The sequence below is a fragment of the Brevibacterium sp. Z349TD_9 genome, from assembly GCF_056173565.1.
The window spans coordinates 2,768,965-2,795,632 of record NZ_CM149680.1; the positions used below are offsets into that span (position 1 = coordinate 2,768,965).

General features: G+C 69.5%; 20 protein-coding genes. 1 reads left to right on the forward strand and 19 read right to left on the reverse strand.

The genetic code is table 11. The annotated features are described in order from the left end of the window. Positions 1–307: 307 nt before the first annotated feature. From AC0VYB_RS12905 to cysK, 9 genes are all read right to left on the reverse strand, one after another. Complete coding sequence (locus AC0VYB_RS12905) at positions 308–1,249, reverse strand: D-2-hydroxyacid dehydrogenase family protein (RefSeq protein ID WP_144588203.1); 942 nt, start codon at positions 1,247–1,249, stop codon at positions 308–310. 20 nt (positions 1,250–1,269) lie between these two features. Beyond that, positions 1,270–2,982 (reverse strand): dihydroxy-acid dehydratase, encoded by a 1,713-nt coding sequence (gene ilvD / locus AC0VYB_RS12910; RefSeq protein WP_009379340.1) that lies wholly within the window; start codon positions 2,980–2,982, stop codon positions 1,270–1,272. A 146-nt stretch (positions 2,983–3,128) separates the two neighbouring features. After that, positions 3,129–4,076 (reverse strand): 2-hydroxyacid dehydrogenase, encoded by a 948-nt coding sequence (locus AC0VYB_RS12915; protein ID WP_475384739.1) that lies wholly within the window; start codon positions 4,074–4,076, stop codon positions 3,129–3,131. Between the two features lie 30 nt (positions 4,077–4,106). Further along, the gene (locus AC0VYB_RS12920; protein ID WP_063249095.1) at positions 4,107–4,586 is read right to left on the reverse strand and encodes a MarR family winged helix-turn-helix transcriptional regulator; all 480 of its coding nucleotides are present in this window, start codon (positions 4,584–4,586) and stop codon (positions 4,107–4,109) included. A 2-nt stretch (positions 4,587–4,588) separates the two neighbouring features. Continuing rightward, on the reverse strand, positions 4,589–5,296 hold the full coding sequence (locus tag AC0VYB_RS12925) for a CE1759 family FMN reductase (protein ID WP_119296425.1): 708 nt from the start codon (positions 5,294–5,296) through the stop codon (positions 4,589–4,591). After that, complete coding sequence (locus AC0VYB_RS12930; protein ID WP_101624797.1) at positions 5,293–6,504, reverse strand: LLM class flavin-dependent oxidoreductase; 1,212 nt, start codon at positions 6,502–6,504, stop codon at positions 5,293–5,295. The genes AC0VYB_RS12925 and AC0VYB_RS12930 overlap by 4 nt, the downstream gene beginning before the upstream one ends. 445 nt (positions 6,505–6,949) lie before the next feature. After that, the gene (locus tag AC0VYB_RS12935) at positions 6,950–7,891 is read right to left on the reverse strand and encodes an endonuclease domain-containing protein (RefSeq protein WP_452115574.1); all 942 of its coding nucleotides are present in this window, start codon (positions 7,889–7,891) and stop codon (positions 6,950–6,952) included. Positions 7,892–8,466: 575 nt separating this feature from the next. Continuing rightward, positions 8,467–9,180 (reverse strand): serine O-acetyltransferase EpsC, encoded by a 714-nt coding sequence (gene epsC / locus AC0VYB_RS12940; RefSeq protein ID WP_063249097.1) that lies wholly within the window; start codon positions 9,178–9,180, stop codon positions 8,467–8,469. 131 nt (positions 9,181–9,311) lie between these two features. Beyond that, positions 9,312–10,241 (reverse strand): cysteine synthase A, encoded by a 930-nt coding sequence (gene cysK / locus AC0VYB_RS12945; protein ID WP_095375970.1) that lies wholly within the window; start codon positions 10,239–10,241, stop codon positions 9,312–9,314. Positions 10,242–10,669: 428 nt separating this feature from the next. Between cysK and def the strand changes: the two genes are divergently transcribed. Beyond that, on the forward strand, positions 10,670–11,242 hold the full coding sequence (gene def, locus AC0VYB_RS12950; protein ID WP_259787934.1) for a peptide deformylase: 573 nt from the start codon (positions 10,670–10,672) through the stop codon (positions 11,240–11,242). An 8-nt stretch (positions 11,243–11,250) separates the two neighbouring features. On the opposite strand, the gene AC0VYB_RS12955 is transcribed toward def, so the two are convergent. The 10 genes from AC0VYB_RS12955 to AC0VYB_RS13000 form a co-directional block, all read right to left on the reverse strand. Then, complete coding sequence (locus AC0VYB_RS12955) at positions 11,251–12,300, reverse strand: hypothetical protein (protein WP_236586979.1); 1,050 nt, start codon at positions 12,298–12,300, stop codon at positions 11,251–11,253. Between the two features lie 195 nt (positions 12,301–12,495). After that, on the reverse strand, positions 12,496–13,977 hold the full coding sequence (gatB, locus tag AC0VYB_RS12960) for an Asp-tRNA(Asn)/Glu-tRNA(Gln) amidotransferase subunit GatB (protein ID WP_095375971.1): 1,482 nt from the start codon (positions 13,975–13,977) through the stop codon (positions 12,496–12,498). Next, positions 13,974–15,473 carry an Asp-tRNA(Asn)/Glu-tRNA(Gln) amidotransferase subunit GatA gene (gene gatA / locus AC0VYB_RS12965; RefSeq protein WP_009379362.1) on the reverse strand — a complete coding sequence of 500 codons (1,500 nt, stop codon included), beginning with the start codon at positions 15,471–15,473 and terminating at the stop codon, positions 13,974–13,976. Before gatA ends, gatB begins: the two co-directional genes overlap by 4 nt. Before the next feature lies 1 nt (position 15,474). Further along, a complete protein-coding gene (gene gatC / locus AC0VYB_RS12970; protein WP_009379364.1) occupies positions 15,475–18,294 on the reverse strand; it encodes an Asp-tRNA(Asn)/Glu-tRNA(Gln) amidotransferase subunit GatC in 2,820 nt (939 codons plus the stop codon). 13 nt (positions 18,295–18,307) lie between these two features. After that, positions 18,308–18,778 carry a hypothetical protein gene (locus tag AC0VYB_RS12975; RefSeq protein ID WP_009379366.1) on the reverse strand — a complete coding sequence of 157 codons (471 nt, stop codon included), beginning with the start codon at positions 18,776–18,778 and terminating at the stop codon, positions 18,308–18,310. A gap of 114 nt (positions 18,779–18,892) precedes the next feature. After that, on the reverse strand, positions 18,893–21,052 hold the full coding sequence (gene ligA, locus AC0VYB_RS12980) for an NAD-dependent DNA ligase LigA (protein ID WP_009379368.1): 2,160 nt from the start codon (positions 21,050–21,052) through the stop codon (positions 18,893–18,895). Between the two features lie 56 nt (positions 21,053–21,108). Continuing rightward, positions 21,109–22,224, reverse strand: a complete 1,116-nt coding sequence (locus AC0VYB_RS12985; protein WP_167560015.1) for a uroporphyrinogen decarboxylase/cobalamine-independent methonine synthase family protein — start codon at positions 22,222–22,224, stop codon at positions 21,109–21,111. Further along, the gene (locus AC0VYB_RS12990) at positions 22,181–24,169 is read right to left on the reverse strand and encodes a S9 family peptidase (protein ID WP_101624793.1); all 1,989 of its coding nucleotides are present in this window, start codon (positions 24,167–24,169) and stop codon (positions 22,181–22,183) included. Before AC0VYB_RS12990 ends, AC0VYB_RS12985 begins: the two co-directional genes overlap by 44 nt. A gap of 41 nt (positions 24,170–24,210) precedes the next feature. Continuing rightward, positions 24,211–25,383, reverse strand: coding sequence for a tRNA 2-thiouridine(34) synthase MnmA (gene mnmA, locus AC0VYB_RS12995; protein WP_009379371.1), 1,173 nt, complete (start codon positions 25,381–25,383; stop codon positions 24,211–24,213). Further along, positions 25,380–26,591 (reverse strand): cysteine desulfurase family protein, encoded by a 1,212-nt coding sequence (locus AC0VYB_RS13000; RefSeq protein WP_232252475.1) that lies wholly within the window; start codon positions 26,589–26,591, stop codon positions 25,380–25,382. The genes mnmA and AC0VYB_RS13000 overlap by 4 nt, the downstream gene beginning before the upstream one ends. Positions 26,592–26,668: the final 77 nt, after the last annotated feature.

Sequence of the window (26,668 nt, forward strand, 5' to 3'; positions counted from 1 at the left end):
GAGTGTAGATCTCCCGACGAATCTCAAACGCACTGTCAATCATCAACGATCAGACTTCCTTCGCTCGCACGGCCAATCGAACAGTTCAGCTGAGCACAACCTGACTGGTTACTCACCGGAAACTGAAGATACAGCTCACTGTAGCCAACTGTGATCACTAACACAAAGAAGGCAATCGACTAGAGACGAAGTGGCATTGACGATCCGCGAGTTTACGGGCGACACGCCGCTGACAGGACTGCTTGGCCGCCGCGGCTTCGCATTCTCAGCGAAACGGTGGCCGCGGGTGGGCCCGGGAGGTCAAGCCCTACGTGAGCACCCTGATCGGCTCCCCCGCGGTCCACGCCGCGATGTCCTCGACGGCCTGCGGGTAGAAGACCCGATAGGTCTCCTCGGTGACGTAGCCGAGGTGCGGGGTGAGCACGGTGCGCGGGGCACGGCGCATCGGATGATCGCCCGGCAGGGGTTCGGTGTCGAAGACGTCGAGTCCGGCGCCGCGGATCCGCCCGTCCGCGAGCACGGCGAGCAGCGCCTCGGTGTCGACGAGCCCGGCCCGGGAGGTGTTGACGAGGATCGCGTTCGGCTTCATCCGCGCGAGCTCCGCGGCGCCGATGAGACCCCGGCTGCGCTCGCCCAGCTTGTAGTGGATCGTCACGACATCGGAGGTGGCGAGCAGCTCGTCCTTGTCCACCGCCCGCACCCCGACCTCCGCCGCCCGCTCCGCGGTGAGGTTCTGACTCCACGCGACGACGTCCATCCCGAAGGCTTTGCCGACCGCGGCGACCCGCGATCCCAGCCGGCCCAGACCGATGACGCCGAGGCGGGACCCGGCGAGGTCTCCCCCGATCGTCTCCTGCCAGCCCCCGGCGCGCACTCGCGCATCCTCCGCGGGGATCTGCCGGAGCACGGAGAGGATGAGTCCCCACGTCAGCTCCGGAGTCGCCGTCCGCGGGGCCTCGGTGCCGCACACCGTGACCCCGTGTGCCCTCGCCGCCTCGAGGTCGATCGAGGCGTTCGCGGCCCCCGTGGTGACGAAGAGCCGCAGATCGGGCAGCCGGCTCAGACGGTCGGCGTCGAAGACGGTGCGTTCGCGCATGGCGACGACCACCTCGGCGCCGGCGAGGAGGGACTCGAGATCCGCGGTATCGGTGACCGGCCGGGTGACGACGTCGATGTCGGCGTCGAGGACCGACCAGTCCGCGAAGTCCCGGGAGACGTCCTGGTAGTCATCGAGGATGACGATGCGCATGGTGCGGCTCCCGTCGACGGTCAGCGGCAGACGGCCCCGGTCGAGGCCGACTGGACGAGCTTCGCGTACTTGCCGAGCACGCCGGTGAGTCGGTGGTTCTCCGGCAGCGTCCACGACGTGCGACGCTCGGCCAGCACCTCCTCGTCGACGTGGAGTTCGATCGACCGGGCGGCGATGTCGACGGTGATCTTATCCCCGTCCTCGACGAGGGCGATCGGTCCGCCGTCGACGGCCTCGGGCGCGACGTGGCCGATGCACAGCCCGGTCGACCCTCCGGAGAAGCGGCCGTCGGTGATGAGGAGGACGTCCTTGCCGATGCCCGCGCCCTTGATCGCACCGGTGATCGCGAGCATCTCGCGCATGCCCGGCCCGCCCTTGGGGCCTTCGTAGCGGATGACGACGACGTCACCCTTCTTCAGTTCGCCGTTCAGCACCGCGTCCATCGCCGGCTGTTCCTGGTCGAAGACCCGGGCCGTGCCTTCGAAGACGTCGGCGTCGAAGCCCGCGGACTTGACGACGGCGCCCTCGGGGGCGAGCGAGCCGCGGAGCACGGTGAGTCCGCCGGTCGCGTGGATCGGGTTGTTGAGCGCCCGGAGGATCTTGCCGTCGGGGTCGGGCGGGTTGATCTCGGCGAGGTTCTCGGCCACGGTCCTGCCCGTCACGGTGAGGCAGTCGCCGTTGAGGAGACCGGCGTCGAGGAGGGCCTTCATGATCACGGGCACGCCGCCGATCTTGAACACGTCGTTCATCACGTATTCGCCGAAGGGCTTGACGTTGCCGAGGTGGGGAACCTTGTCCCCGATCCGGTTGAAGTCGTCGAGTTCGAGGTCGACGCCGGCTTCGGCGGCGATCGCGAGGAGGTGGAGGACGGCGTTCGTCGACCCGCCGAAGGCCATGACGACGGCGATCGCGTTGTGCAGCGACTCCTTCGTGATGATGTCCTTCGCAGTGATGCCCTTGCGCAGGAGGTTGACGACGGCCTCACCGGACTGGCGGGCGTAGATCGTGCGGTTGCGGTGGATCGCCGGCGGGGCGGCGGAGCCGGGCAGGGACATGCCCATCGCCTCGGCGGCCGAGGCCATCGTGTTCGCCGTGTACATTCCGCCGCACGCGCCTTCACCGGGACACACGGCACGTTCGATGGCGTCGACGTCCTGGCGTGACATCGTTCCCGCCCGGCAGGCGCCGACGGCTTCGAACGCGTCGATGAGGGTGACTTCCTTCTCCGTGCCGTCGGAGAGCTTCGCTGTGCCCGGCATGATCGAGCCGTTGTAGAGGAAGACGCTCGAGAGTCCGAGGCGGGCGGCTGCCATGAGCATGCCGGGGATCGACTTGTCGCAGCCGGCCATGAGCACGGAGCCGTCGAGGCGTTCGGCGCTCATCACGGTCTCGACGGAGTCGGTGATGACCTCGCGGGAGACGAGCGAGTAGTGCATGCCCTCATGCCCCATGGAGATGCCGTCGGAGACGGAGATCGTGCCGAACTCGAGCGGGTACCCACCCGCCGCGTGCACGCCTTCCTTCGCGGCACCGGCGAGGCGCTGGAGCGAGAGGTTGCACGGCGTGATCTCGTTCCACGACGAGGCGACGGCGATCTGCGGCTTCGCCCAGTCGTCATCGCCCATGCCGACGGCCCGGAGCATGCCGCGCGAGGCGGTGCTCTCGAGTCCGTCCGTGACATCGCGGGAACGGGGTTTGATGTCCGGTGCTGAGGTGTCCGTATCGATGCTCATGGGGGCACTCTACGCCCCTGTCCGGCATCCGTCGGCCCCGTTCTCGCATCGTGGAACCAGGGTTTCGGGGTGCCGGTTTCGACCCGGCCGGTCGAGCCGGCACCCCTTCTCACGTGGGCTTTCAGGCGGGAATGCCTCGGCTGACCTCAGTCCTCGGCGACGACGTTGAGGAGCTTCTCCCCGTCGTTGATCCGGCGCACCTGTTCGGCGAGGATCATGACGACCCGCGGTTCGAACGCCGAGGTGTCGCCGCCGACGTGCGGAGTGATGAGTGTGTTCGGGGTTCCCCACAGCGGGTGGTTCTCCGGCAGCGGCTCGGGGTCCATGACGTCGAGGGCCGCATGGAGGCGTCCGGTCGACAGCTCCGCGACGAGGGCATCGGTGTCGACGACCTTGCCGCGGGCGACGTTGACGATGAGCGCGTTGTCCGGCAGCTGCCGGAGGAATTCGGCGTCGACGAGGTGGTGGGTCGAGTCCGTGAGCGGGGTGATGAGGACGACGACGTCGGTGTGGGGAAGGAGGTCGGGCAGTTCGTCGACGCCGTCGACCCTGCCGCGGTCGTCCTCCCTGGCGGTCGTGCCCACCCGGGTGAGCTCGACCTCGAAGGGGGCGAACCGGTCCGCGATCGCCCGTCCGATCTCCCCGACGCCGACGACCATGACCCGCCGGTCCTGCAGGGACCGGTAGCGCCTGTGGTCCCAGGTCCGCGAGACCTGGTTGCGCACCGCGTCGTCGATTCCGCGCAGACTCGCCAGCGTGAGCGCCAGCGCGAGCTCCGCGGTGCCTCCGGTGTGCACGCCCGAGGCGGTGGCGACCTCGATGCCCTTCTCGGGCAGGTGCGCGACCGGGTCGTATCCCGTCGTCTGGGTGATGACGAGCCGGAGATTGGGCAGTTCCGGCAGAAGCTCGATCGTGCCGGCCGAATCCATGTAGGGCAGGACGACGACGTCGACGTCATCCTTGCTCAGCTTCGCCGACTTCTCCTTGTCCGAGTAGACGACTAAGTCGACGTTCGCGCGCTGGTGCGCGGGGATCCTGGCGATGACGCGATTGCGGAGGTCGGAGTCGGGGAAGGCGATGGTCGTGATCGTCATAGCCCCAATTGTGGCACGAGTCTCATCCGCTCACGGAAGGGCTTTCGCGATGCGGGCGAACACGGTGTCGATGACCTCGAGTTCCGCATCGTCGACGTGGGAGAGGAACACCTCGTCGATCGCCCTGCTGTGCAGCCGGGCGGCGTCGAGGAACCGGCGACCCCCCGCCTCGGTGAGGCGGATGTTGTGCGATCGCCGGTCCGCGGCGCACGCGAGCTTCTCGACGAGCCCGGCGTCCTCGAGCACCTTGATCCGGTAGTTGAGCCGTGACGGCGAGAACACGAGGCGCTTCGCCAGCGTCCCCATCGTCAGCGTCCGCTCGGGCGCCTCCCAGAGGAGCAGAAGGGTGTTGTAGTCGCTCACGCTCATCCCCGCCTGCTCCTTGAGGCGGTCGTCGAGGACCTGCCGGATGCGCTGTGAGGTCTCGAAGTACGTCCGCCATGCCTCCTGGGCGCGTTCCTCCCGGCCGCGCCCGAACCGGATGACCGGGGCTGCCGTGGTCTCGGACATCGTCAGCCCTCGAGCAGCTGCGCGAACGGGGTAATGCGCTCGGGGTCGAACTCGTCACTGACGCTGCGCTTCTCACTGCGCCCGATCGTCACCCGGTGCGGCGCGAGGCTGTCGGGCCCCTCATTGCCGGGTGAGTCGTCGGTCGCTGCCGCCTCGGTGCCCGTGAGTCCGCGCACCGCCGCGGTGAGCTCGATGAGCTCCTCCGCGGACTGGCGCACGCGGGAGGTCAGCGCACGCCCGCCCTCCGCGCTGCCCCAGTCGTCGGTCGCGGCGAACACCGTCGTGGGCACGACGATGCCCTTGAGGTAGCTGAGCATCGGGCGCATCGCGGTGTCCCCGGCCAGCGAATGGCGGGCCGTGCCGCCGGTCGTGGCGATGAGCACCGGGGTGCCCGCGAGGACCTGTTCGTCGATGAGCTGCCAGAAGAGCGTGTGCAGTCCCACCGGTGCCACCTTGTACACGGGGGTGACGGTGATGATCGCATCCGCCTCGGCGACCTTCCGGTACGCCTCCTCAAGCTCCTCGGACCGGAACCCGGTGAGCGCCATGTCCGTGAGCGAGGTCGAGAGCCGACGGACGTTGATGCTCTCCGTCGTCGCCTCGATTCCGGCAGACTCCGCCGCCGAGGCGGCCGCGGCCATGATCCTGTCCGCGAGCTTCTGCGTCGTCGAGTTCTCACTCAGCGAGGTGGTGACTGCGAGGATCTTCATTCGCTCTGCGCTCCTGATTCTGCTGCTTCGCGCTCTTCGGCTTCCTTGGCCTTCTTCGCTTCGGCCGCGCGGGCCTCACGGTCCTCGTACGCCTTCGAGCCGGGTCCGCCGCCGGGGATGGGGTCGCGTCCCTCGCGGTGGCGGATGACGAGCGATTCGTGGCTCGGGGCATCGGGCACGTCGGCCGGACGGCCCTTGGCGAACTCCTCGCGGAGGACCGGCACGACCTCCTCGCCGAGGATGTCGAGCTGTTCGAGCACCGTCTTCTGCGGGAGACCGGCGTGGTCGATGAGGAACATCTGGCGCTGGTAGTCGCCGGCCCAGTCGCGGAAGCTCAGGGTCCGTTCGATGACCTCCTGCGGCGATCCCACGGTCAGCGGGGTCTGCGTCGAGAAGTCCTCGAGGCTGGGACCGTGGCCGTAGACCGGGGCGTTGTCGAAGTAGGGACGGAACTCCTTGACCGCATCCTGCGAGTTCTTCCGCATGAACACCTGACCGCCGAGGCCGACGATCGCCTGCTCCGCCGTGCCGTGGCCGTAGTACTCGTAGCGCTGGCGGTAGAGCTGGACCATGCGCGCGGTGTGCGAGGTGGGCCAGAAGATGTTGTTGTGGAAGAAGCCGTCACCGTAGTAGGCGGCCTGCTCGGCGATCTCGGGGCTGCGGATCGACCCGTGCCAGACGAACGGCGGGACGTCGTCGAGCGGCCACGGGGTGACCGTGAAGCCGTTGAGCGGCGTGCGGAACTTGCCCTCCCAGTCGAGGTTCTTCTCCCGCCACAGACGGTAGAGGAGGTTGTAGTTCTCGACCGCGAGCGGGATGCCCGCGCGGATGTCCTTGCCGAACCACGGGTAGACCGGTCCGGTGTTGCCGCGCCCCATGATGAGGTCGAGGCGACCGTCGGCCAGATGCTGGGCGTACGAGTAGTCCTCGGCGATGCGCACCGGGTCGGTCGTCGTGATGAGGGTCGTCGCCGTCGACAGCTTGAGCTTCTCGGTCTGTGCGGCGATGTTCGCCAGCAGCACCGGCGGGTTGGCCGGTGCAACGAACGGCGGGTTGTGGTGCTGGCCGGTGGCGAACACGTCGAGGCCGACCTCTTCGGCCTTCTTCGCGAGCTCGACCGTGTTCTTGATCCGCTGGTGCTCCGACACCGTGGTGCCGTTCGTCGGGTCCGTGGTGACGTCGCCGATGGTGAAGATTCCGAATTCCATGACTGCTCCTCGTCTCTGTGGTCGGCCCGAAGCCAGCCTACAGCCGTTAAAACTTCAGTTTTGAAGTAACTTGTTGAAATCTTAACAGTCGGGTCCGCAGATGTATTCCCGCGGTCCGGGCACCCTGTGCGGTGCCCTGGTCGACCGCGCTCGCCGAGGCGGTGCGCCGTCCCGTCACTATGTCCGTCCCCACGGCGCTCCCCCGCGTCCGCAGGCGCGGCAGGGCCTCGAGGCGGTGGTGCGCCCGGTCGAGCGGCACTCTTCCTCGCTCCCGAGGAGGATCCAGTCCGATATTGGGCCCAGTTTCGGACCCGATCCACCTCGGGGACGAGGCTGCGGACCGCGCAGCAGCCACCTCGGCGAGGGGCCACGTCAGTCGGACCATGTCACTGCGGTCCGAGCGCGCCGCGCTCAGGGAATGTACGCCACCCCATTTATGACGAGGTCAGGCGCGACCGCCTCGGCGGACGATATGGGCGGACAGGGTCCGCGCGAACGCTGCCATGTCGGTGCGTTTGGTCACCCTGAGCACCACCCAGCCTTCCGCCTCGAGCAGCTCACGGCGGCGGATGTCGGCGGCGAACTGCTCGGGCGAGGAGCGATGCTGGTCGCCTTCGTACTCGATCGCGATCCGCAGTTCGGGGTATCCGAGGTCGGGGTGGAGGAGGCAGCGCCCGGCTTCGCTCGGCACCGCAGGGTGGACGACGGGCTCGCGAAAACCGTGGTCGACCAGCCACAATCGCAGCCACGTCTCGCGGGAGGAGTCCACGGTCGGTCGGATGAGGGAGAGCGCTCGCTCGACCTTCCTGCGGCCACTGATCCTCGGTCGGTCGAGGACACGCTGCCGCAGTTCGTCGAGGGAGATGTACGGCCCGCCGGCCTGCCGTCCTATCGCGGCATCCCCAAGCGCGACGAGCTCGGCCAGCGTGAGCTCCGGTGCGAGCTGGACGACGAGAAGCGGAATCGCCACCAGATCGACGTCGAGCAGTCCAATCGTCTGGCGCTCATGGAACTTCGACCGGTGGAGAACCACCTCGGGACGATCGATGCGCATGCCCTTCGAACCGCTGGCCACGTGGAGTGGACCTGCGTCGAAGCGGGCCGGAAGCGGAAGCCCGTAGAGCCGGGCGGCGGTGGCATGACTGCCGGCGACGTCCGGCTGGAGAAGCCTCAGCCCTTTCAGCTTGGTCCATTCAGCAACCCAACGGTCATCAGCCCATCGCGGCACCGGCAGCTCGGTTTCCGAAGCGACGTCGATCCAGACTCCGCGGAAGAGCTGGACGAACCGCTTCTCCGTCAGCAGTGCGTAACGGGTGACGTCGGGGCGGTCGGCGGACGTCATTGTGAAGGGGATCGACGCCGGTCGGAAGGTCACGGGTTCGTTCATCGAGTTCCACATACGGCCCAGGCTCAGCCCGAACACCCCGAGCACGGTAGACCTGCGATCGGCCCTGTGGAGAGTCGGGTCTGGTCCACAGGCAGAATGCACACGAGTCGGTGTCGCCGTGCACAGGGTGGCACGCACGAGTGGCGTGGCCCCCGAGGTGCATCCAGTCTGATTCCCGAGCCGGATTCGCACTGGATCCACCTCGTGGACTCGGCGGAGGCGGCAGCGCAACGGCGGGAAAGCGACAGTGCCACGGTCGGAGGGCAGGAGCACGCGGAGCGCTTCCCTCGAGTGCCCGTCCACACCCACGCGACCGGGAGTCGGCTGACAACCCATGCAGGCGCGGGGCTCACGGCGAGGGGTTCGTGCGCACGATTCCGAGGCGCGCAGGTTTGACCGCACAGGGCTCAAGACCCCACGGGGTGCCGCGGCGGGCGGCCCCGAGGAGGATCCGATGCGAATTAGAGCCGAAGTTCGCACCGGATCCTCCTCGGGCAGACGCTGGAGGGGTCGGGGCGCAGACTTGGTGCCGGCGTCAGCGCGGGAGACGGTGCGGGACGCGGGTGCTCGCCCGCTCAGATCCAGATGGCGGGGTCGAAGAGCTCGAAGTCCGCCTCATCGGCGGTGCGCTGGTCGGCGTCGGTGCGTCCCGCCTCGGCGTCGGGCTTCGCGGGCGTGGGCACGGAGGTCGGCACCGCACCGGTGCGCTTGGGACGGACGGTGGCGGGGATGCCGACGGCGCTCGAGTCCGGCGCGACGTCCTTGACGACGACGGCGTTCGCCCCGACCGAGGAGTTGTCGCCGACGACGACGGGCCCGAGGATCTTCGCGCCGGAGCCGACGAGGACGTGGTTGCCGAGCGTGGGATGCCGCTTCGTCTTCTCCATCGACGTGCCGCCGAGCGTGACCTGGTGGTAGAGCATGACGTCGTCGCCGATCTCCGCGGTCTCCCCGATGACGACGCCGTTGGCGTGGTCGATGAAGAAGCGCCTGCCGATCGTCGCGCCGGGATGGATCTCGACGCCGGTGAGCGCCCGCACCGCCTGCGAGAGGAGGCGTGCCGGGACCTTGAGCTCATCGTGCTGCCACATCCGATGGAGGCCGCGGTGCGCCCAGATCGCGTGGAGTCCCGGATAGGAGAGGATCGAGACGAGGTCGTTCGACGCCGCCGGATCCCGGCGCTGCACCGTGTCGAGGTCCTCGCGCAGCGCCTCCCGGACGCCCTTGCGGCTGAGCCCGTATGCCGCCGCTCCCGCAGTCGCCGCCGCGATCGCCCACAGTGCCTTCATCAAGCCGCTCCCCTTCACGAGTCTTCCCGTCGTCGATGTCGACCCTACCGACGACCGAGGGGACGCCGCATGCCGACGTCCCCTCGTCTGTCTTTCGGCCCCGACGATTCCTCGCCGAGGTGTTTGCCGCCTCAGTCGTCGAGGTATTCCGAGAACAGCGGCGTCGAGAGATAGCGCTCGCCGAAGTCCGGGAGGATGACGACGACGCGCTTGCCGGCGTTCTCCGGACGCGAGGCGACCTCCTCGGCGGCGACGAGGGCGGCTCCCGAGGAGATGCCGACGAGCAGCCCCTCCTCGTGCGCGACCGTCCGCGCCCGATCGAACGAGGCATCGGCGTCGACATCGAACACCTCGTCGTAGATCTCGGTGTCGAGGATCGCCGGCACGAAGTTCGCACCGATGCCCTGGATCGTGTGCGGTCCGGCCTTGCCCTCGGTGAGCAGCGGCGAGGCGGCGGGTTCGACGGCGACGATCGTCACCTCGGGGTTCGCCTCCTTGAGCGCCGCACCGGCACCGGAGATCGTTCCACCCGTGCCGATGCCGGAGACGAAGATGTCGACCTTGCCGTCCGTGTCGGCGAGGATCTCAGGGCCGGTCGTCGCCTTGTGGATCGCGGCGTTGGCCTCGTTCTCGAACTGACGCACGAGGACGGCACCGTCGGCGGCGATCTCCTCGGCCTTCTCGACCGCGCCCTTCATACCCAGGGACTTGTCGGTGAGGACGAGCTCGGCACCGAAGGCGCGCAGCAGCGCACGGCGCTCCTTCGACATCGACTCGGGCATCGTGAGGACGACCTTGTACCCGCGCGAGGCGCCGACCATGGCCAGCGCGATGCCGGTGTTGCCCGAGGTCGCCTCGACGATCGTGCCGCCCGGCTGGAGCTGACCGGAGGCCTCGGCGGCATCGATCATCGCCACGCCGATGCGATCCTTGACCGAGTTCGCGGGGTTGTACGATTCGAGCTTTCCGATGATCTCCGCACCGGTGCGCTCGCTCGCCTTGTTGAGGCGGATCAGCGGTGTGCGGCCGACCAGTTCGGAGACGTTGCTGTAGATGGTCAAGTCGAGTCCTTCCAGGTGTGCGTGCCTTCTGGCTCGCCGGTCCGCGGCATCGGCCCCGGGTGCGGCTGTCATCTCGTGGAACGAGACGTCCAGTGCCCATCTTAACCACGCAGGCGACGGCCACGCCTCCTCAGAGGTTGCTCAACAATCTGTGTTCGCTGGAGGCGAAAAAGTTCGACGCATGACGACACATTCGCAGAATTCCCTGTCAGTGCGGTGAGATGGTGCAGTGCGGAATCTATTGAGGCCTACAGTCGGTCGCGAACCGCTGAGCAATCGACGTCCCCGGATGGCTCGCGTGGAGGTCCGCCGAGGCGGACGCAGAGGTGCCCCGAGCGCGCAGTGTGAGACAGGGCTGGGCACCCCGTGCACCCGCGTTCGTGCTCGCAGCGGGACGGCCCTGCCCCGGGCTGGATACGATGGAGTCCATGACCGTTCATCCCATCGTCATCTACGGCGAACCCGTCCTCCATCGTCCCGCCGAGGCCGTCACGGAGTTCGACGACGCCCTGCGAACCCTTGTCGCCGATATGCACGAGACCCTCGACGCGAGCAACGGCGTCGGACTCGCCGCACCCCAGATCGGCGTGGGCAAGCGGATCTTCGTCTATCACGCCGACGACGACACCGGGGTGCGCCGTCGCGGCGTCTTCGTCAACCCCGTGCTCGTGTCCTCCCGGATCCCCGACACCCGCCCCGACCCGGCGGAGGAGACAGAGGGCTGCCTCTCGGTGCCGAGCCTCGACTTCCCGCTCAAGCGGGCCGAGCGGGTGACGATCAACGGCGTCGACGAGACCGGGGCACCGGTCTCCCTGAGCGCAGAGGGCTGGTTCGCCCGGATCATGCAGCACGAGTACGACCACCTGCAGGGCACGCTCTACGTCGACCGCCTCGATAAGCGCTGGGCGAAGAAGTGGAAGAAGGAGCAGGCCACCGCAGGCTTCGACGAACCCGGCCGGTCGTGGATGCCCGGGGTCGACCCGGATCCCTTCGGCCACTGAGGCACGGCCTACTGACTGCTGCTCGTCTCCCCCGCGTCGAGGGACTTCTGCGCCGCGGCGAGCCTCTCGTCGAAGTCGTCGAAGGTGTCGGCGGTCTGCTCGAGTTCGACGAGCAGACCCGAGATGACCTCCGACTGGGAGTCGGCGTCGATGCGCAGCTCCCGGAACTGCCAGTCGGCGTTGTCGTCGGCGGCGGTGCGGGAGAGGACGTCGAGGACCCGGTCCCCGAGCTCGCGGGAGCGCTCCGAGTTGTGGAGGAGGATGAGCTGCTGGTCGAGCTCGAGGAGCCGGAGGTAGTACTCGTGCATCGAGACGACACGGTTGGCCATCGAGGTGAATGCGACAGCGAGCTTCGCCAGGTAGGCGTCGACGGTCTTCGCTGTGCCGGAGTCCTTGATGCTCTCGATCTCCTCGCGCAGCCGTACGAGTTCGGACAGCCGCACCCCGATCGAGGCGACCGCATGGTCGAGGTCGACACGGGAGACGTGGTCGGTGAGTATCGGGTGCGTCCACGCCCGGGTGCGCACGATCTTCCGCGCGATCGTCACGGCGAGGTGGAAGAGGCGCTGCTCGTCGGTGTCGCGTCCCTCCTTGCGTCCGGGCAGGTACCCAAGGCTCGCGGGTGTCAGCCATTCGGCGCTCGCCGCCTTCTGTCGGTTGCGGCGGTTGAGGCGTTTGGGGTCACGGAGGTACTTCGGGGCCGTCACCGCGGCGAAGACGCCGGTGCCCACGGCGGTCGCCCCGCCGAGGACGCCGAAGGTCAGGGCCGCGTCGAGGAATCCGGTGAGGAGCGCGACGCCGCCGGGTGCCGCGAAGCTCGCGGTCACTGCGGTGCCGGCCGCGGTTCCGCCCTTGAACGTCGCCGAGGTGCGGAAGAAGTTCCGTCGCATCCCCGGGGTGACCATGATCGCGCTCGGGGACCCCGCGGTGTACCGGTATCCGCGCGCCTTCCACGCCTCGAGGATCTCGTCGTTGACGCTCTCGGGCACGAGCACCCGATAGATCGGCACGGTCCGACCGCATTCGCTCTTCCACAACGACTTCCACGCATGTGCCACCGTGTCCACCTCCACGCACGCTGCGGTGCTGCCGGGCGAACGTCGTCGCGGCACCACCGGGGAGGATGCGAAAAGCCACACCCTCCGACTTCCCTGCCGGACTCCCTGGGCCAGTGACGGGCCCGGAGTCCTTTGGGAAGAGTCTAGAGGGTGTGGCTGGATCAACCCTGAGTTCGGCTCAGCCGCCCACGCGGCTCAGCCGTTGATCTTCGCGAGGATGAGCTCCTTGGCCTTGCCCGCGTCGGCCTGTCCGCGGGTGGCCTTCATGATCGGACCCATGAGCGCGCCGATGGCCTGCATCTTCCCGCCCCGGATCTTCTCGACGACATCCGGATTGGCCGCGATCGCCTCGTCGACGGCGGCCTCGAGGGCCCCGGTGTCCTCGACGATCTCGAGTCCGCGGGCACTCATCACCTCGGCGGGTTCTCCCTCACCGTCGGCGACGCCTGCGAGGACCTCCTTGGCGAGGCGGTCGTTGAGCTTGCCGTCGGCGAGCAGCGCGACCAGCGCAGCGACCTGGGCGGGGGTGACGAGCTCGGTCGGGTGGATCTCGCGCTGGTTGGCGAGGCGAGCGACCTCCCCGGTCCACCATTTGCGGGCCGCGGGCGCCGGAGCGCCGGCAACGACGGTGTCCTCGATGGCCTCGAGGAGGCCGGCGTTGACGATGTCGCGCATCTCGAGGTCGCTGAAGCCCCATTCGCCGGTGAGCCGGCGGCGCTTCTGCGCGGGCAGCTCGGGCAGGGACTCCTTGATCTCGGCCACCCAGGTCCGCGAGGGGACGATGGGCACGAGGTCGGGTTCGGGGAAGTACCGGTAGTCGTCGGCGTCGGACTTCACGCGGCCCGAGGTCGTCTCCCCGGTGTCCTCGTGGAAGTGCCGGGTCTCCTGGACGACGCTCTCACCGGCTTCGAGGACGGTGGCCTGGCGGGCGATCTCGAAGCGCACGGCGCGTTCGATCGAGCGGAACGAGTTGACGTTCTTCGTCTCCGTGCGCGTGCCCAGCGGAGCGTCGGGGCTCTCCCGGAGGGAGACGTTGACGTCGGCGCGGACGTTGCCCTGCTCCATCTTCGCCTCGGAGACGCCGATGGCACGGAAGATGTCGCGCAGGGTGCGGACGTAGGCGGCGGCCACCTCGGCGGCGCGCTCCCCGGTGCCGGTGATCGGGTGGGTGACGATCTCGACGAGGGGGACGCCCGCACGGTTGTAGTCGACGAGGGAGTGGTCGGCGCCGTGGATGCGGCCGGTGGCACCGCCGACGTGGGTGTTCTTGCCCGCATCCTCCTCCATGTGCGCCCGCTCGATGGGGATCGTGAACGGGGTGCCGTCCTCGAGTTCGATCTCCACCGAACCCTCGGCGGCGATCGGCTCGTCGTACTGGCTGGTCTGGAAGTCCTTGGGCACGTCGGGGTAGAAGTAGTTCTTCCGCGCGAACCGGCAGGATTCGGCGATCTCGCAGCCGAGCGCGAGACCGATCCGGATCGCGTATTCCACGCCCTTGGCGTTGACGACGGGCAGGGAGCCGGGCAGTCCGAGCGAGGTCGGGGTGATGTTCGAGTTCGGGCCCCCGCCGAAGGTGTTGGGGGCGGCGTCGAACATCTTCGTCGCAGTGCCGAGCTCGACGTGGACCTCGATGCCGATGACCGGATCGTACTTCTTGATCGCGTCGTCGTATTTCACTTGGTCAGTCCTTCCGCGAGGGTGTCGAGCACGCGAGGTCCGGCGGCCTCGAGGGCGGCCTCCAACGGGCCGGCCACGGAGTACATCATGGCGTCCTGACGGGCCGGAGCGAGGATCTGGAAGCCCACGGGCAGGCCGTCGGCGAGGCCGGCGGGCAGGGAGAGTCCCGGGATGCCTGCGAGGTTCGCCGGCAGGGTGGCGACGTCGCCGAGGTAGAGCGCCATCGGATCGGACGCGGACTCCGCCCCGAACCTCAGGGCCGTCGTCGGGGCCGTCGGGGAGACGAGGACGTCGACGGCGTCGAAGGCCTTCGCGAAGTCCCGCTGCACGAGGGTGCGGATCTTCTGCGCCGACCCGTAGTACGCGTCGTAGTACCCGGCCGAGAGCGCGTAGGTGCCGAGGATGATGCGGCGTTTGACCTCAGCGCCGAAGCCGGCGGCCCGGGTCGCTGCCATGACGGTCTCGGCGGTCACCGGGCCCGTCTCGGGTTCGACGCGCAGACCGTAGCGCATGCCGTCGTAGCGGGCGAGGTTCGAGGACACCTCGGAGGGCATGATGAGGTAGTACGCGTCGAGGGCGTAGGAGATCGACGGGCAGTCGACCTCGACGATCTCGGCCCCAGCGGCAGCGGCGACGTCGAGGGCCGCGGTGAATGCCGCACTCACGCCGGCATCGTAGCCGTCACCGGTGAGCTGCTTGATGACGCCGAGGCGCTTGCCCTTGAGGGTGCCGTTCTCGGCGAGCGCGACGAAGTCGGAGACCGGGTCGGGCAGCGAGGTGGAGTCGAGCGGGTCGTGTCCGGCGAGCAGCTTGTGCAGCGCTGCGGCGTCGGCGACGCTGCGGCCCATCGGTCCGACCTGGTCGAGGCTCGAGGCCATCGCGATGATGCCGAAGCGCGAGATCGACCCGTAGGTGGGCTTGACGCCGACGGTGCCGGTGAACGCGGCGGGCTGGCGGACGGAGCCGCCGGTGTCGGTGCCGACCGACAGGGGTGCCTGGAAGCCGGCGAGCGCGGCGGCGGCACCGCCGGAGGAACCGCCGGGCACATGCTCGAGGTTCCACGGGTTGCGGGTGGTCCCGAACGCCGAGTGCTCGGTCGTCGATCCCATCGCGAACTCGTCGAGGTTGGTCTTGCCGAGGACGGGCAGACCCGCGTCCTTGACCTTGTTGTGGACGGTCGACTCGTAGGGCGGGACCCAGTTCTCGAGGATCTTCGAGGCAGCGGTCGTGCGCACACCCTCGGTGACGACGAGGTCCTTGAGCGCGACCGGCACGCCGGCGAGCGCGTGGAGCTCCTCGCCGCGGGCACGCTTCTCGTCGACGTCCTTGGCCGTGGCCAGCGCGAGCTCGTCGGTGACGGTGATGAACGAGCCGAAGTCGTCCTCGGTCGCTGCGATCCGGTCGAGGTGGGCCTGGGTGACCTCGACAGAGGAGAACTCGCCGGATGCCAGACCTGCGGCGAGTTCGAGGGCGCTCTTGGTAATGAGTTCGCTCATCTCACTCCTCCCCGAGGATCTGGGGGACGAGGAACTTGTCATCGGCGGAGGCCGGGGCGGCGGCGAGCGCCTGCTCGCTGCTCAGCGTCGGCCCCACCTCGTCGGAGCGCATGACGTTGGTCAGGGCGATCGGATGACTCGTGGCCGGAACGTCCTCTCCTGCCGCCTCGTTGACCCGGGCGACGTTGCTCAGGATCGTCGTGAGGTCGCCGGAGAGTGCTGCCAGTTCGTCTTCGCTCATGGCGATCCGAGCCAGTGACGCCAAGTGCGCGACCTGCTCGGGGGTGATTGCGGAGGACTCCGTCATTCCCTGCCTTTCATCGTCGTGATCACTGCCGACAAGTCTAGTCTGTCCCCTGTCGTCGACGGCACAGGCCGATGGTGACCTCCCCCTCGCCGAGGCGGTCCGACCCCGGGTGGCCGCCCGACTCGGCCCGGGCGCTCGGTCGGTGCCGCTCCCTCCGCTCGCGAAGGGCGGGGGTGTCGTCGTCACCGTCACCTCGGGCAGCTCGGGCCCACGGTAGGGTTCGACGCGCACGAGGGTCGACAGTGCTGCGGGACCCTGAGCGAGCCGGGAGGTGCCGTGGTCGCGGGTGAGCACGTTCGGGTTGCCATGGACCTCGAGGGAGTCCTCGATGCCCGGGTCGGCGGCCTGATACCAGGCTCCCGCGGAGAGCTGGATGACCCCGGGGCTGATGTCCTCGCTCAGGCGCACGCCGGCCAGGCAGGCGCCGCGGTCGTTGACCACACGGACGATGTCGCCGTCGGCGATGCCGCGGGCGGCGGCGTCGGCGGGATTGAGTCGGCAGGGTTCGCGGCCGCCGATCTTCGCTGCCCTGCTGCCGGCGGCCATGTCGAGCTGGCTGTGCAGACGGTGGGCGGGCTGGTTGGACACGAGGTGGAGAGAGCCTGCCGGGGCGTCGGCGGCGCCGAGCCATTCGGTCGGTTCGAGCCAGGCGGGGTGCCCCGGACAGTCGTCGTAGCCGAAGCCGTCGATCGTCGCCGAGAAGAGTTCGATGAGCCCGGACGGGGTCTCGAGCGGGTGCGCGACGGGGTCGGCGCGGAAGGCCTCGAGGAGCACGGTGCTGCCCTGCGGGATGTCGACGCCGCCTTCCTCCCAGAAGTCGGCGAACTCGGGCAGGTCGATGCCGTGCTCGGCTGCAGCGGATCGCGTGGAGGTGTACAGGTGGGCGATCCACTCCATCTCGTCTCGGCCGGCGGTGAAGTCCTCGGCGACGCCGAGGCGGCCTGCGAGGGCACGGAAGATGTCCCAGTCGGCGCGGGCCTCGTGGCGCGGCGTGATCGCCCGGTGCATCGCAATGATCCGTCGGTCCCCGGAGGCCGCGCCGAGGTCGTTGCGCTCGAGCGTCGTCGTCGCGGGCAGAACGAGGTCGGCGTGCCGGGCCGTCGCCGTCCAGAACGGCTCGTGGACGATGACCGTCTCCGGCCTGGCCCAGCCGCGTCGGAGCCGGTTGAGGTCCTGATGGTGGTGGAACGGGTTGCCGCCCGCCCAGTAGACGAGGCGGGTGTCCGGGTAGCGGCGGACCTCGCCGTTGAACTCGTACTTCTCCCCCGGGGCCAGCAGCATGTCGGCGATCCGAGCTGCGGGGATCGGGGCGCTCACGGCGTTGACCCCCACCGGCAGGCGCGGGGCGGGGAACGGGTACTGCCAGTTGCCCATCGTCCCGGTCGCCCCGTACCCGAAGCCGAAGCCGCCGCCGGGCAGTCCGATCTGCCCGAGCATCGCCGCGAGCGCCGGGGCCGCCCAGAACGGCTGCTCTCCGTGGTCGGCGCGCTGGAGCGACCAGGCCACGGAGATCATCGTCCGGTTCCCGGCCATGCTCCGGGCGAGCTCGCGGATCGTCTCCGCGGGGATGCGGGTGATCTCCGCCGCCCAGTCGGCGTCCTTGGCGGTCCCGTCCTCGCTGCCGTCGAGGTAGTCCCGGAACCGCTCCCAGCCCACGCAGCGGGTGGTGAGGAACTCCTCGTCGTGGAGGCTCTCGGTGAGCAGGGTGTGCCCGAGTCCGAGCATGAGCGCGGTGTCCGTGTTCGGTCGGATCGGCAGCCACTGCGGGTCGATGACGTCGGGAGCGTCGTCCCTGATCGGGGAGACGGAGACGAACGCGCAGCCGTTGTCCCGCGTCGCCCGCAGTCGGCCCGGGATCGTGTGGTCGGAGATCCCGCCGGATTCGAGCTGCGTGTTCTTCAGGGCGATTCCGCCGAACATCACCCACAGCTGCGTGTGCTCGGAGACGACGTCCCAGCTGCTCAGGCGGCCGTTGGCGAACTGGGCGGGCCCGAGCACATGGGGCAGGATCATCGCCGCGGCCCCGAAGCTGTAGTTGCCCACCTGCGAGGTGTGGCCGCCGAACGAGTTGAGGAAACGGTGGAGCTGGGTCCGTGCGTGGTGGAAGCGACCGGCGCTCGACCAGCCGTAGGAGCCACCGAAGATCGCGGCGTTCCCGTACTCGGTCCGCACCCGATCGAGTTCGGAGGCTGCGAGGTCGAGGGCTTCGTCCCAGTCGATCTCGACGAAGGGATCGGCTCCGCGGCGCTCACCGTGCCGGTGTGTGCGCAGGTCCTCCTCGCCGAGGCGGTCGCTCGGTCCCGCGGACCGCCGTTCGGCTCGGACGGCCTCGAGCCACGACCTCCTCGCCGCGGGACGGCGGACGCGCAGCCCAGAGTCGACGGACTCGCCGAGGTCGGCGATCATCGGGCTCGGGTGCGGGTCGCGCGGTTCGGGAACGAGGTCGACAAGGGTGTCGTCGGTGACGACGGCGGTGAAGGCTCCCCAGTGAGAACTGTGCGCGACCGAGCTCATGGTCCCCTTCGTATCACACGGTCGTGCGCTCGGGCCAGGTCCTCTCACCGCGGATGTAGGAGGACATGTCCCCGAGCACGCGGTCGGCGTCGGCCTGGGTGATCTCGCCGGCATCGACCCCGGTCTGGAGGTCCGCGGCGAGGTCGGTGATCCGCGCTTCGGGCGATTCCGCTCCGGAGCCCGCTGCCGTGCGGAACGTGACGTCGCTGCGGACCGGTGCCGTCGAATCGAGGCTGCGCGGACTGAGCGGGACGACGTCGGAGCCGTCGACACCGACGGGCGGGCTCGTCCCCTCCGGGGTGCCGCCGGACCACGGTTCGCCCGCCTCGGCGGCGGTCTTCTGTGCGGCCCCGGCGGTGAGCTGCTTCCCGTGATGATCGGGGCTGAGCACGAGGTCGGCGAGACCGGCTCCGATCGGTGCGGCGGTGAGGACGGCGGCGAGGACGACCGCGGTACCGGCGATCACACGGGGAATGGCCTTCATGACCGTCACTCTTCCAGACGAAGCTGTCCGACGACTTGGCCCCGCCTGTGACGTTCCTCCGTCGCAGCCTCCGCCGCCAGTCGGGATCGAGCCTCGCTGTCGGTCAGAATCCCGTCACTCGAGGTTCCCGGTCGTGAGCAGGGTGCGGAACCCGTCCTCGTCGAGGACGGGCACCCCGAGGGACTCGGCCTTCTCGAGCTTCGATCCGGCGTTCTCGCCGGCGACGACGTAGTCGGTCTTCTTCGACACCGAGCTCGCGGCCTTCCCGCCGGCGGCGACGATCGCCTCTTTGATGCCGTCGCGGGTGAAGGTTGAGAGGGACCCGGTGGCGACGATCGTCAGACCGGCGAGGGTCTGCGGGGCCTCCTCCCCCGGGGCGTCCTCCATGCGCACCCCGGCAGCCCGCCACCGGTCGACGATCTCCCGGTGCCAGTCGACGGCGAACCAGTCGCGGATCGAAGTCGCGATCGTCTCCCCGATGCCGTCGACTGCGGAGAGCTCCTCGAGACTCGCCTTCTCGATCGCGTCGAGCGAGTGGAAGTGGGCGGCGAGCGTCCGGGCGGCTGTGGGTCCGACGTGGCGGATGGAGAGTGCGACGAGGACCCGCCACAGGTCCTGGTCCTTGGCCTTGTCGAGTTCGTCGAAGAGCTTCTGCGTGTTCTGGGTGGGAGCGCTCGGTTTCTTCGCAGTCCCCCGGGTGAAGAAGTAGGGGACGAGCTCGCGCTCGCCCGTCTCGACGCCTTTGACCCGCTTGTTCCGCCAGATCTTCACCTCCGCAAGGTCTTCGGGGGTGAGATCGAAGAGGAACGCCTCCGAGGTCAGCGGCGGGGTCTCCGGTTCGGCGGGGGCGGTGAGCGCGAGCGCCGCCTCCTCCCCGAGGGCTTCGATGTCGAAGGCCGCCCGGGAGGCGAGGTAGAACACGCGGTTGGCCAGCTGCGCCGGGCACGAGCGGGCGTTGGGGCAGCGGAGGTCCTTGTCGCCCTCCTTCTGCTCCCCGAGCAGCGTGCCGCACGAGGGGCAGTGGGTGGGCATGACGAATTCGCGTTCGGAGCCGTCGCGGGCGGCGACGACGGGGCCGAGCACCTCGGGGATGACGTCGCCGGCCTTGCGCAGGGTGACGGTGTCACCGATGAGCACGCCCTTGCGCTTGACCTCGTAGCCGTTGTGCAGGGTCGCGCGTTCGACGGTGGAGCCGGCGACGGTGACGGGCTCCATCACGGCGAACGGCGTCACCCGGCCGGTGCGTCCGACCTGGACCTGGATGTCGAGGAGCTTCGTCGTCACCTCTTCGGGCGGGTACTTGAACGCCGTCGCCCACCGGGGCGCGCGCGAGGTGTAGCCGAGCGCCTCCTGGACGGCGAAGTCGTCGATCTTGACGACGATGCCGTCGATCTCGTGGGTGACGTCGTGGCGGTGCTCGCCGTAGTAGGAGATGAACTCCTCGATCTCCTTCAGCGTCCCGAGGACCTTGTAGTACTCGCTGATCGGCAGACCCCACTGCCGGAACTGCTCGTAGACCTCGGACTGGCGGGCGGGTTCGGGGTGGGAGTCGTCGGCCGGGGTCCACGCGGCGATGCCGTGGACGAGCATGTGCAGGGGCCTCGTCGCGGTGACCGCAGGGTCCTTCTGCCGCAGGGAGCCGGCGGCGGAGTTGCGCGGATTGGCGAACGGGGGCTTGCCCTCGGCGACGAGCTGGGCGTTGAGTTCGGCGAACTTCTCGACGGGGAAGAAGACCTCGCCGCGGATCTCGACCTCGGCGGGTGGGAACTCCGTGTCGAGGCGCTGGGGGATGTCGGCGATCGTGCGGACGTTGGCGGTGATGTCCTCGCCGATGCGGCCGTCGCCGCGGGTCGCGGCGCGCACGAGTTCGCCGTTGCGGTAGAGGAGGTTGACGGCGAGCCCGTCGATCTTGAGCTCGCAGAGGAACTTCGACTTCACGGACACGGCGTCGCGGACCCGGTCGTACCAGGCGCGCAGCTCCTCGAAGTCGAAGACGTTGTCGAGACTGTACATCCGCCCGATGTGCTCGACGGGAGCGAACGTCGAGGTGTCGACGCTGCCGCCGACGGTCTGCGTCGGTGAGGAGTCGGTGACGAGCTCGGGGTACTTCTCCTCGAGCGCCTCGAGCCGCCGGGAGAGCTCATCGTATTCGGCGTCGGAGACGAGCGGTGAGTCGTCCTTGTAGTAGGCGGCGCGGTGCTCTTCGATCTGCTCGGCGAGCTCCGCGTGCGCTTTGGCCCTCGCCGCGGCGTCCTGCAGGTCCGTTGAGTCCATCCGTTCCTCTCCTGTCTCCGGAGACCGGTGCTCCGGGGTTCCTGACCCAGTCTCGCTCACTCCGCGTCCTCGAGGGCTCGGCGCAGCCCGGCGGCGATGCGCATCGCGCCCTCGTCGGCCGCCGCAGGCACGACGGCGGGGTCGAGCAGGGGCGGGTGCCCCAAGGGCAGCTCATCCCCGGCGAGGACACCGAAGCCTGAGAGGCTTCGCGCACTCATGCCGACCCGCATCCACGGCTGGCTGATCCGTTCGTACCAGGCCCGCACCTCCTCGGGCCTGGCCCCGGCCGTCGCGGGCAGGCGCAGCCAGGTGCCCACCCCCGCCTCGGCGAGGACGGCCAGCTGCTCCCATCCCTCTGCCCCGAGCGTACCCAGGGGCACGGACACGGCGGTCGCGCCGATGCCGGCGACCACCTCGGCGGCGGGGATGGCCTTCCCCCGCAGATGCAGCGGGGCGAGATCGGGGAGGCTGAGGAGGACCGGGGGCAGGTGGGCGAGCGTCGAGCGCAGGGCCGCGTAGACCTGGGTCTCGCTGATCGCAGGCAGGCTCGCGAAGCCCGAGACCGTCGGCCACGAGCCGGTGAGCACGGGGTCGAGCCGGGTCTCGACGAAGCGGATGACGACGTCTGGTCCGAGACGACGGAGACGTTCGGCGAGGTCGGAGATGCCGAAGGCGTAGGCCTGGACGACATCGCGACGGGCGCCGGAGTCGCCGAGGACGCGTGCGCCCGAGGGCAGACTGAGCGCGGTGACGAGCGTCCACGGTCCCGGCAGGGAGATCTGGACGGAGCCCTCGAAGCCCTGTCCGTACTCGGCGACGGCGTCGAGGGACTCGCCGAGGTCGGAGGCCTCGAGGCGCTCATCGCGGCCCGCGGCCGAGGTCAGGCGCCACCCGTACGAGGTGCGGTCGACGTGGAGGTCACGGAGCAGCCCGACCGCGCGCCCGACGGCGTCGGCGCCCCATCGGTCCCCCGCACGGTGGGCGATGAGGGGGACGGGAGGCAGTCCCGCGGCGAGGAGGTCGAACCCCGCCGAGGCGGCCCGCCGGGTCTCTTCCCCCGGCCGCTGCACCGCGTGTCCGGGCACCCAGATCCCCGTCGTCGTCGCCGACGGCGGCAGCGCACGGTCGTCAGCGGTGCCGGCGGGTGCGGGGGATTCCGAAGACGTCGACATAGAATCCGAACTCGCTTTCCAGGGAATCGATGATGGTCTCGGTGCGGACGAAGCCGTGGGATTCGCCCTTGTACAGACGGTAAATGTACTCCACTCCGGAGAGCCGGAGCATGTCGACGAACTGCTGCGCCTGGTTGGGTGGGACGATCGGGTCCCGATCGCCCTGCATGACGGCCACGGGCACGGAGATCTCGGTGGTCCGGTGGATGGGAGAGCGGGCGACGAGCTCCTCCGCCGCATCCGGCCACGGACCGACGAGGCCGTCGACGTAGTGCTTCTCGAAATCGTGGGTGTCGACGAGGAAGCGCATGAGGTCGGTGACCCCGAAGTACGAGGTCCCGCACGCGAAGACGTCGGAGGAGGCGAGCGCCGAGAGCGCCGTCCACCCGCCTGCCGAGCCGCCGGAGATCGCGATCCGCTTCGGGTCGGCGAGGCCCTCGGCGACGAGTGCGCGCACCGCGATGACGATGTCGTCGACGTCGACGATCCCCCACCGTCCGCGCAGGCGCTCCCGCCACGCCCGGCCGAACCCGGTCGACCCGCCGTAGTTGACCTCCATGACCCCGATGCCCCGGGAGGCGAAGTAGCTCATCCGCGCCGACATGTCCGCCGTCGCCTGACCGGTCGGTCCGCCGTGGGCGACGACGACGTAGGGTGGGCGCTCGCGGTCGAGGGCGACGAAGCGCGGATTGTGGGGCGGATGGATGACGACGGGCACTCCGCCGAGCCTGCGCGTGTGCGGGCGCGAGTAGTACTCGTCATGGGCGTCGAGGCGTTCGACGGCGATCTCGCGCAGCGCTCCGCTCACCCGGTCGACGGCGATCAGGGCGCCCGATGACTCGGGCGATTTGAGGGTGAGGAGGACGTGAGTGCGGCCGATGTCGTGGAGTTCGATGCTCCCGGCCGCGGCGATCGCCGTCAGCGGCGCCCCGGCATCGGCCGGCGCTTCCCCCTCCCCCGCCGCATCGGCAGCCGGCGTCCGCACCCGCACGAGCGCGGCCCGATCCGACTGCGAGTGCGCCCAGATCTCGTCGCCGTCGCCGAGGTGCCATTGCGCGCCGAGCTGCCACAGTGGTCCGCCGATCTCGGCTCCCGTGTCGAGGACGGGGACGAGGTCGGATGCGGCGAATTCCCTTTCCTGCCGGTGGCCGTCGGCGGGGGCGAGCGCCTCGGCGAGGTCGAGGGAATACAGGGACCAGTGCCCAGCGTGGTCGGAGCTCAGCCGCAGGGTCGTCGCCGAGGTGAACTCCGGCTGGAGGAGGGAGGCATCGGTGCCGTGGAGGACGGCGCACACGTGTCCCGGGTTCGCCCCGTGGAGATCGATGACCCACAGACTCGTGGCGTCCCACGGCATGTTCGGGTGCTCCCAGCCGATGAAGCTGAGCAGCCGACCGTCGGGTGAGAGCCTCGGCCAGGCCATGAAATGGGCCTGCCGGGAGAGCACACGCGTCGTCCCGTGCCGGGTGATGAGGACGATCGCGCGCTCGCGGGCCGTCGACCGGCAGTCCTCGCGCACGCACAGCAGTCCCCACGGTGTCATGTGGAGGTCCCCGTAGCGGACCAGGCCCGAGGTGTCCCGGGTGAGCGGGTGCGGGGCACGGCCGGGAACGATCTGCCAGACCCGCTGGTCAGCAGCATTGACGAAGCAGATGACCTCGCTGTCGGGGTCAAGGGCCCACGCCCCTCCCCCGTACTCGTGGACGGCGGAGCGGATGTTGAAGGGATCCGGGAGGATCCGTTCGCCGGGCCCGGGATGGGACAGTGAGGTGCGCACGAGACCGGTGCGGGAGTTCTCCTCGGGGATCTTCGTCGAGTAGTAGACGTGATCGCCGCGGAACTTCGCCTCGAAGATCGGTGCGGCCCCGGCGGCGACCTCGGCTGCGCTCAGCGGCGACGACCACGTGCCGTACGGCGCGGTGACGACGTCCTGAGGCGATTCCTTCATGCTCCCAGGCTACCGCCCGGCCCGGACACGTGACCCCTCATTCACACGCCGAGGCGGTCGGGAGCCGTGACGTCGATCGTCGCCTGGCCGAGCACTCGGGTTCCCCGGTAGATCACCATCGTCTGGCCCGGTGCGACTCCCGAGAGCTCCTCGCCGACATCGACGTGGAGGAGCTGACCGGCGGGCCGGGCAGCGGGCACGTCGGCTTCGTGGGCGGGCACCTCGGCGATGACCTCGCCCAGCCACGCCCGGGCGGGCACGGGATCGGCATGGGCGCGGATCTGGACCTCGCAGTCGATCGCCGACTCCGGCGTCGACCCGATGTCGGCGGGTGCCGGTCCGCACCACGAGGTGCGGATCCCGGTGAGGTGGCCCACGGCGAGGTCCTCACGGGAGCCGACGGTCACGGTGTTCGTCGCCGGGTCGAGACCGGTGACGAAGCGCGGCCGACCGTCGGCGGCGGGCTTGCCGATGCCGAGTCCCTTGCGCTGGCCGATCGTAAACGTCATCGCCCCGTCGTGTTCACCGAGCACCTCGCCGCCGGCGTCCTTGATCAGGCCCGGGCGCATGGGGATCTTGTCGGACAGCCAGGCCTTCGTGTCCCCGTCGGGGATGAAGCAGATGTCATAGGAGTCGGGTTTGTTCGCCACGGGGAAGCCGCGCTCGGCCGCCTCGGCGCGGACATCGGCCTTCGACGCACTCGCCCCGATCGGGAAGTAGCAGTGCTCGAGCTGGTCGCCGGTGAGGACGCCGAGGACATACGACTGGTCTTTGAGCAGATCCTCGCCCCGGTGGAGTTCGGGACGGCCCTCGGCGTCGCGGACCACCTCGGCGTAGTGGCCGGTCGCGATCCGGTCGAAGCCGAGCGCGAGGGCCCGGTCGAGGAGGGCGGCGAACTTGATCCGCTCGTTGCAGCGCATGCACGGGTTCGGGGTGCGGCCGGCGGCGTACTCGGCGATGAAGTCATCGACGATGTCCTCCTTGAACCGCTCGGAGAAGTCCCACACGTAGAAGGGGATGCCGAGCATGCCCGCCACCCGGTGGGCGTCGCGGGAGTCCTCGATTGTGCAGCAGCCCCTCGACCCGGTGCGCAGGGTGCCGGGCATCCGGGACAGCGCGAGGTGGACGCCGACGACCTCGTGGCCGGCATCGACGGCTCGGGCGGCGGCGACGGCGGAGTCGACTCCGCCGGACATGGCGACGAGCACCCTCATGCGCTCTCCTGCTTCCATCGTGGGGTGGCCGAGACCATTCCGGCCCGGCGAGCCTGCTCGACGACCTCGGGGAGGACGGCGAGCACGGCGTCGACGTCGTCCTCCGTCGATGCGTGGCCGAGGCTGAAGCGCTGCGCCGACCGGGCGACATCTTCGTCCATTCCGCACGCCATGAGCACGTGGGAGGGACGGGAGACGCCGGCCGAGCAGGCCGAACCGGTCGACGTCGCGATCCCACGGGCGTCGAGGCCGAAGAGCAGCGAGTCGCCTTCGCAGCCGGCGAACGTGAAGTGGGCGTTGGCGGGCAGCCGCCCATCCCCGCGGGGACCGGAGAGGCGGGCGCCGTCGATCGTCTCCTCGACGCCTGAGATGAGGCGGTCGCGCAGCCGCGCGAATCCCGCCGCCCGGGCCCCGAGGTCGGCCGTGGCGAGGTCGACCGCGGCGGCGAAGGCGATCGCGCCGGCGACGTCGAGCGTGCCCGAACGCACGCCCCGCTCCTGTCCGCCGCCGTGGAGGACGGGGGTCGGAGCGGCAGTGCGGTCAAGGAGGAGCGCACCGATGCCGACGGGGCCGCCGATCTTGTGCGCGGTGATCGTCATCGCGCTCGCCCCGAGGCCTGCGAAGTCGAGCGGGATCTGCCCGAGCGCCTGGACGGCGTCGATGTGGAAGGGGATGCCGAGTTCGCGGGCGATTGCTCCGATCTCGGCGATCGGCTGGATCGTGCCGATCTCGTTGTTCGCGGCCATGACCGTGACCAGTGCCGTGCGCTCGGGGTCGCGGCGCAGCTCCGCCTCGGCGGCGGCGAGGTCGAGTCGGCCCTCGGCGTCGACGGGAAGGACGACGACCTCGGCGCCGAGGGACTCCAGCCACTCGACCGAGTCGAGGATCGCATGGTGCTCGATCGCCGAGGTGAGCACGCGCGGGCGCGTGGGCGAGGCGAACGAGCCGTCGTTGCGGGAGAGGTAGAGGCCCTTGACGGCGAGGTTGTCGGCCTCCGTGCCGCCGGAGGTGAAGACGACCTCGGAGGAGCTCGTGGCCCCGAGTGCCCGGGCGATGTCGTCGCGGGCGGTCTCGAGCCGCATCCGCGCTGCTTGGCCGACGGCGTGCAGCGCCGAGGGGTTGGCCCGGCGGCTCAACTCGGTCGCGTAGACGTCGAGCACAGCCTGGGGCATCGGCGAAGTCGCTGCGTGGTCAAGGTAGATCGGCACGCGCACCATTTTAGGTCCACGCCCGCTCCCCGGGCCAGGATCCGTGCCCGATCTCACCCGTGAGCGCGGGCTGAGAG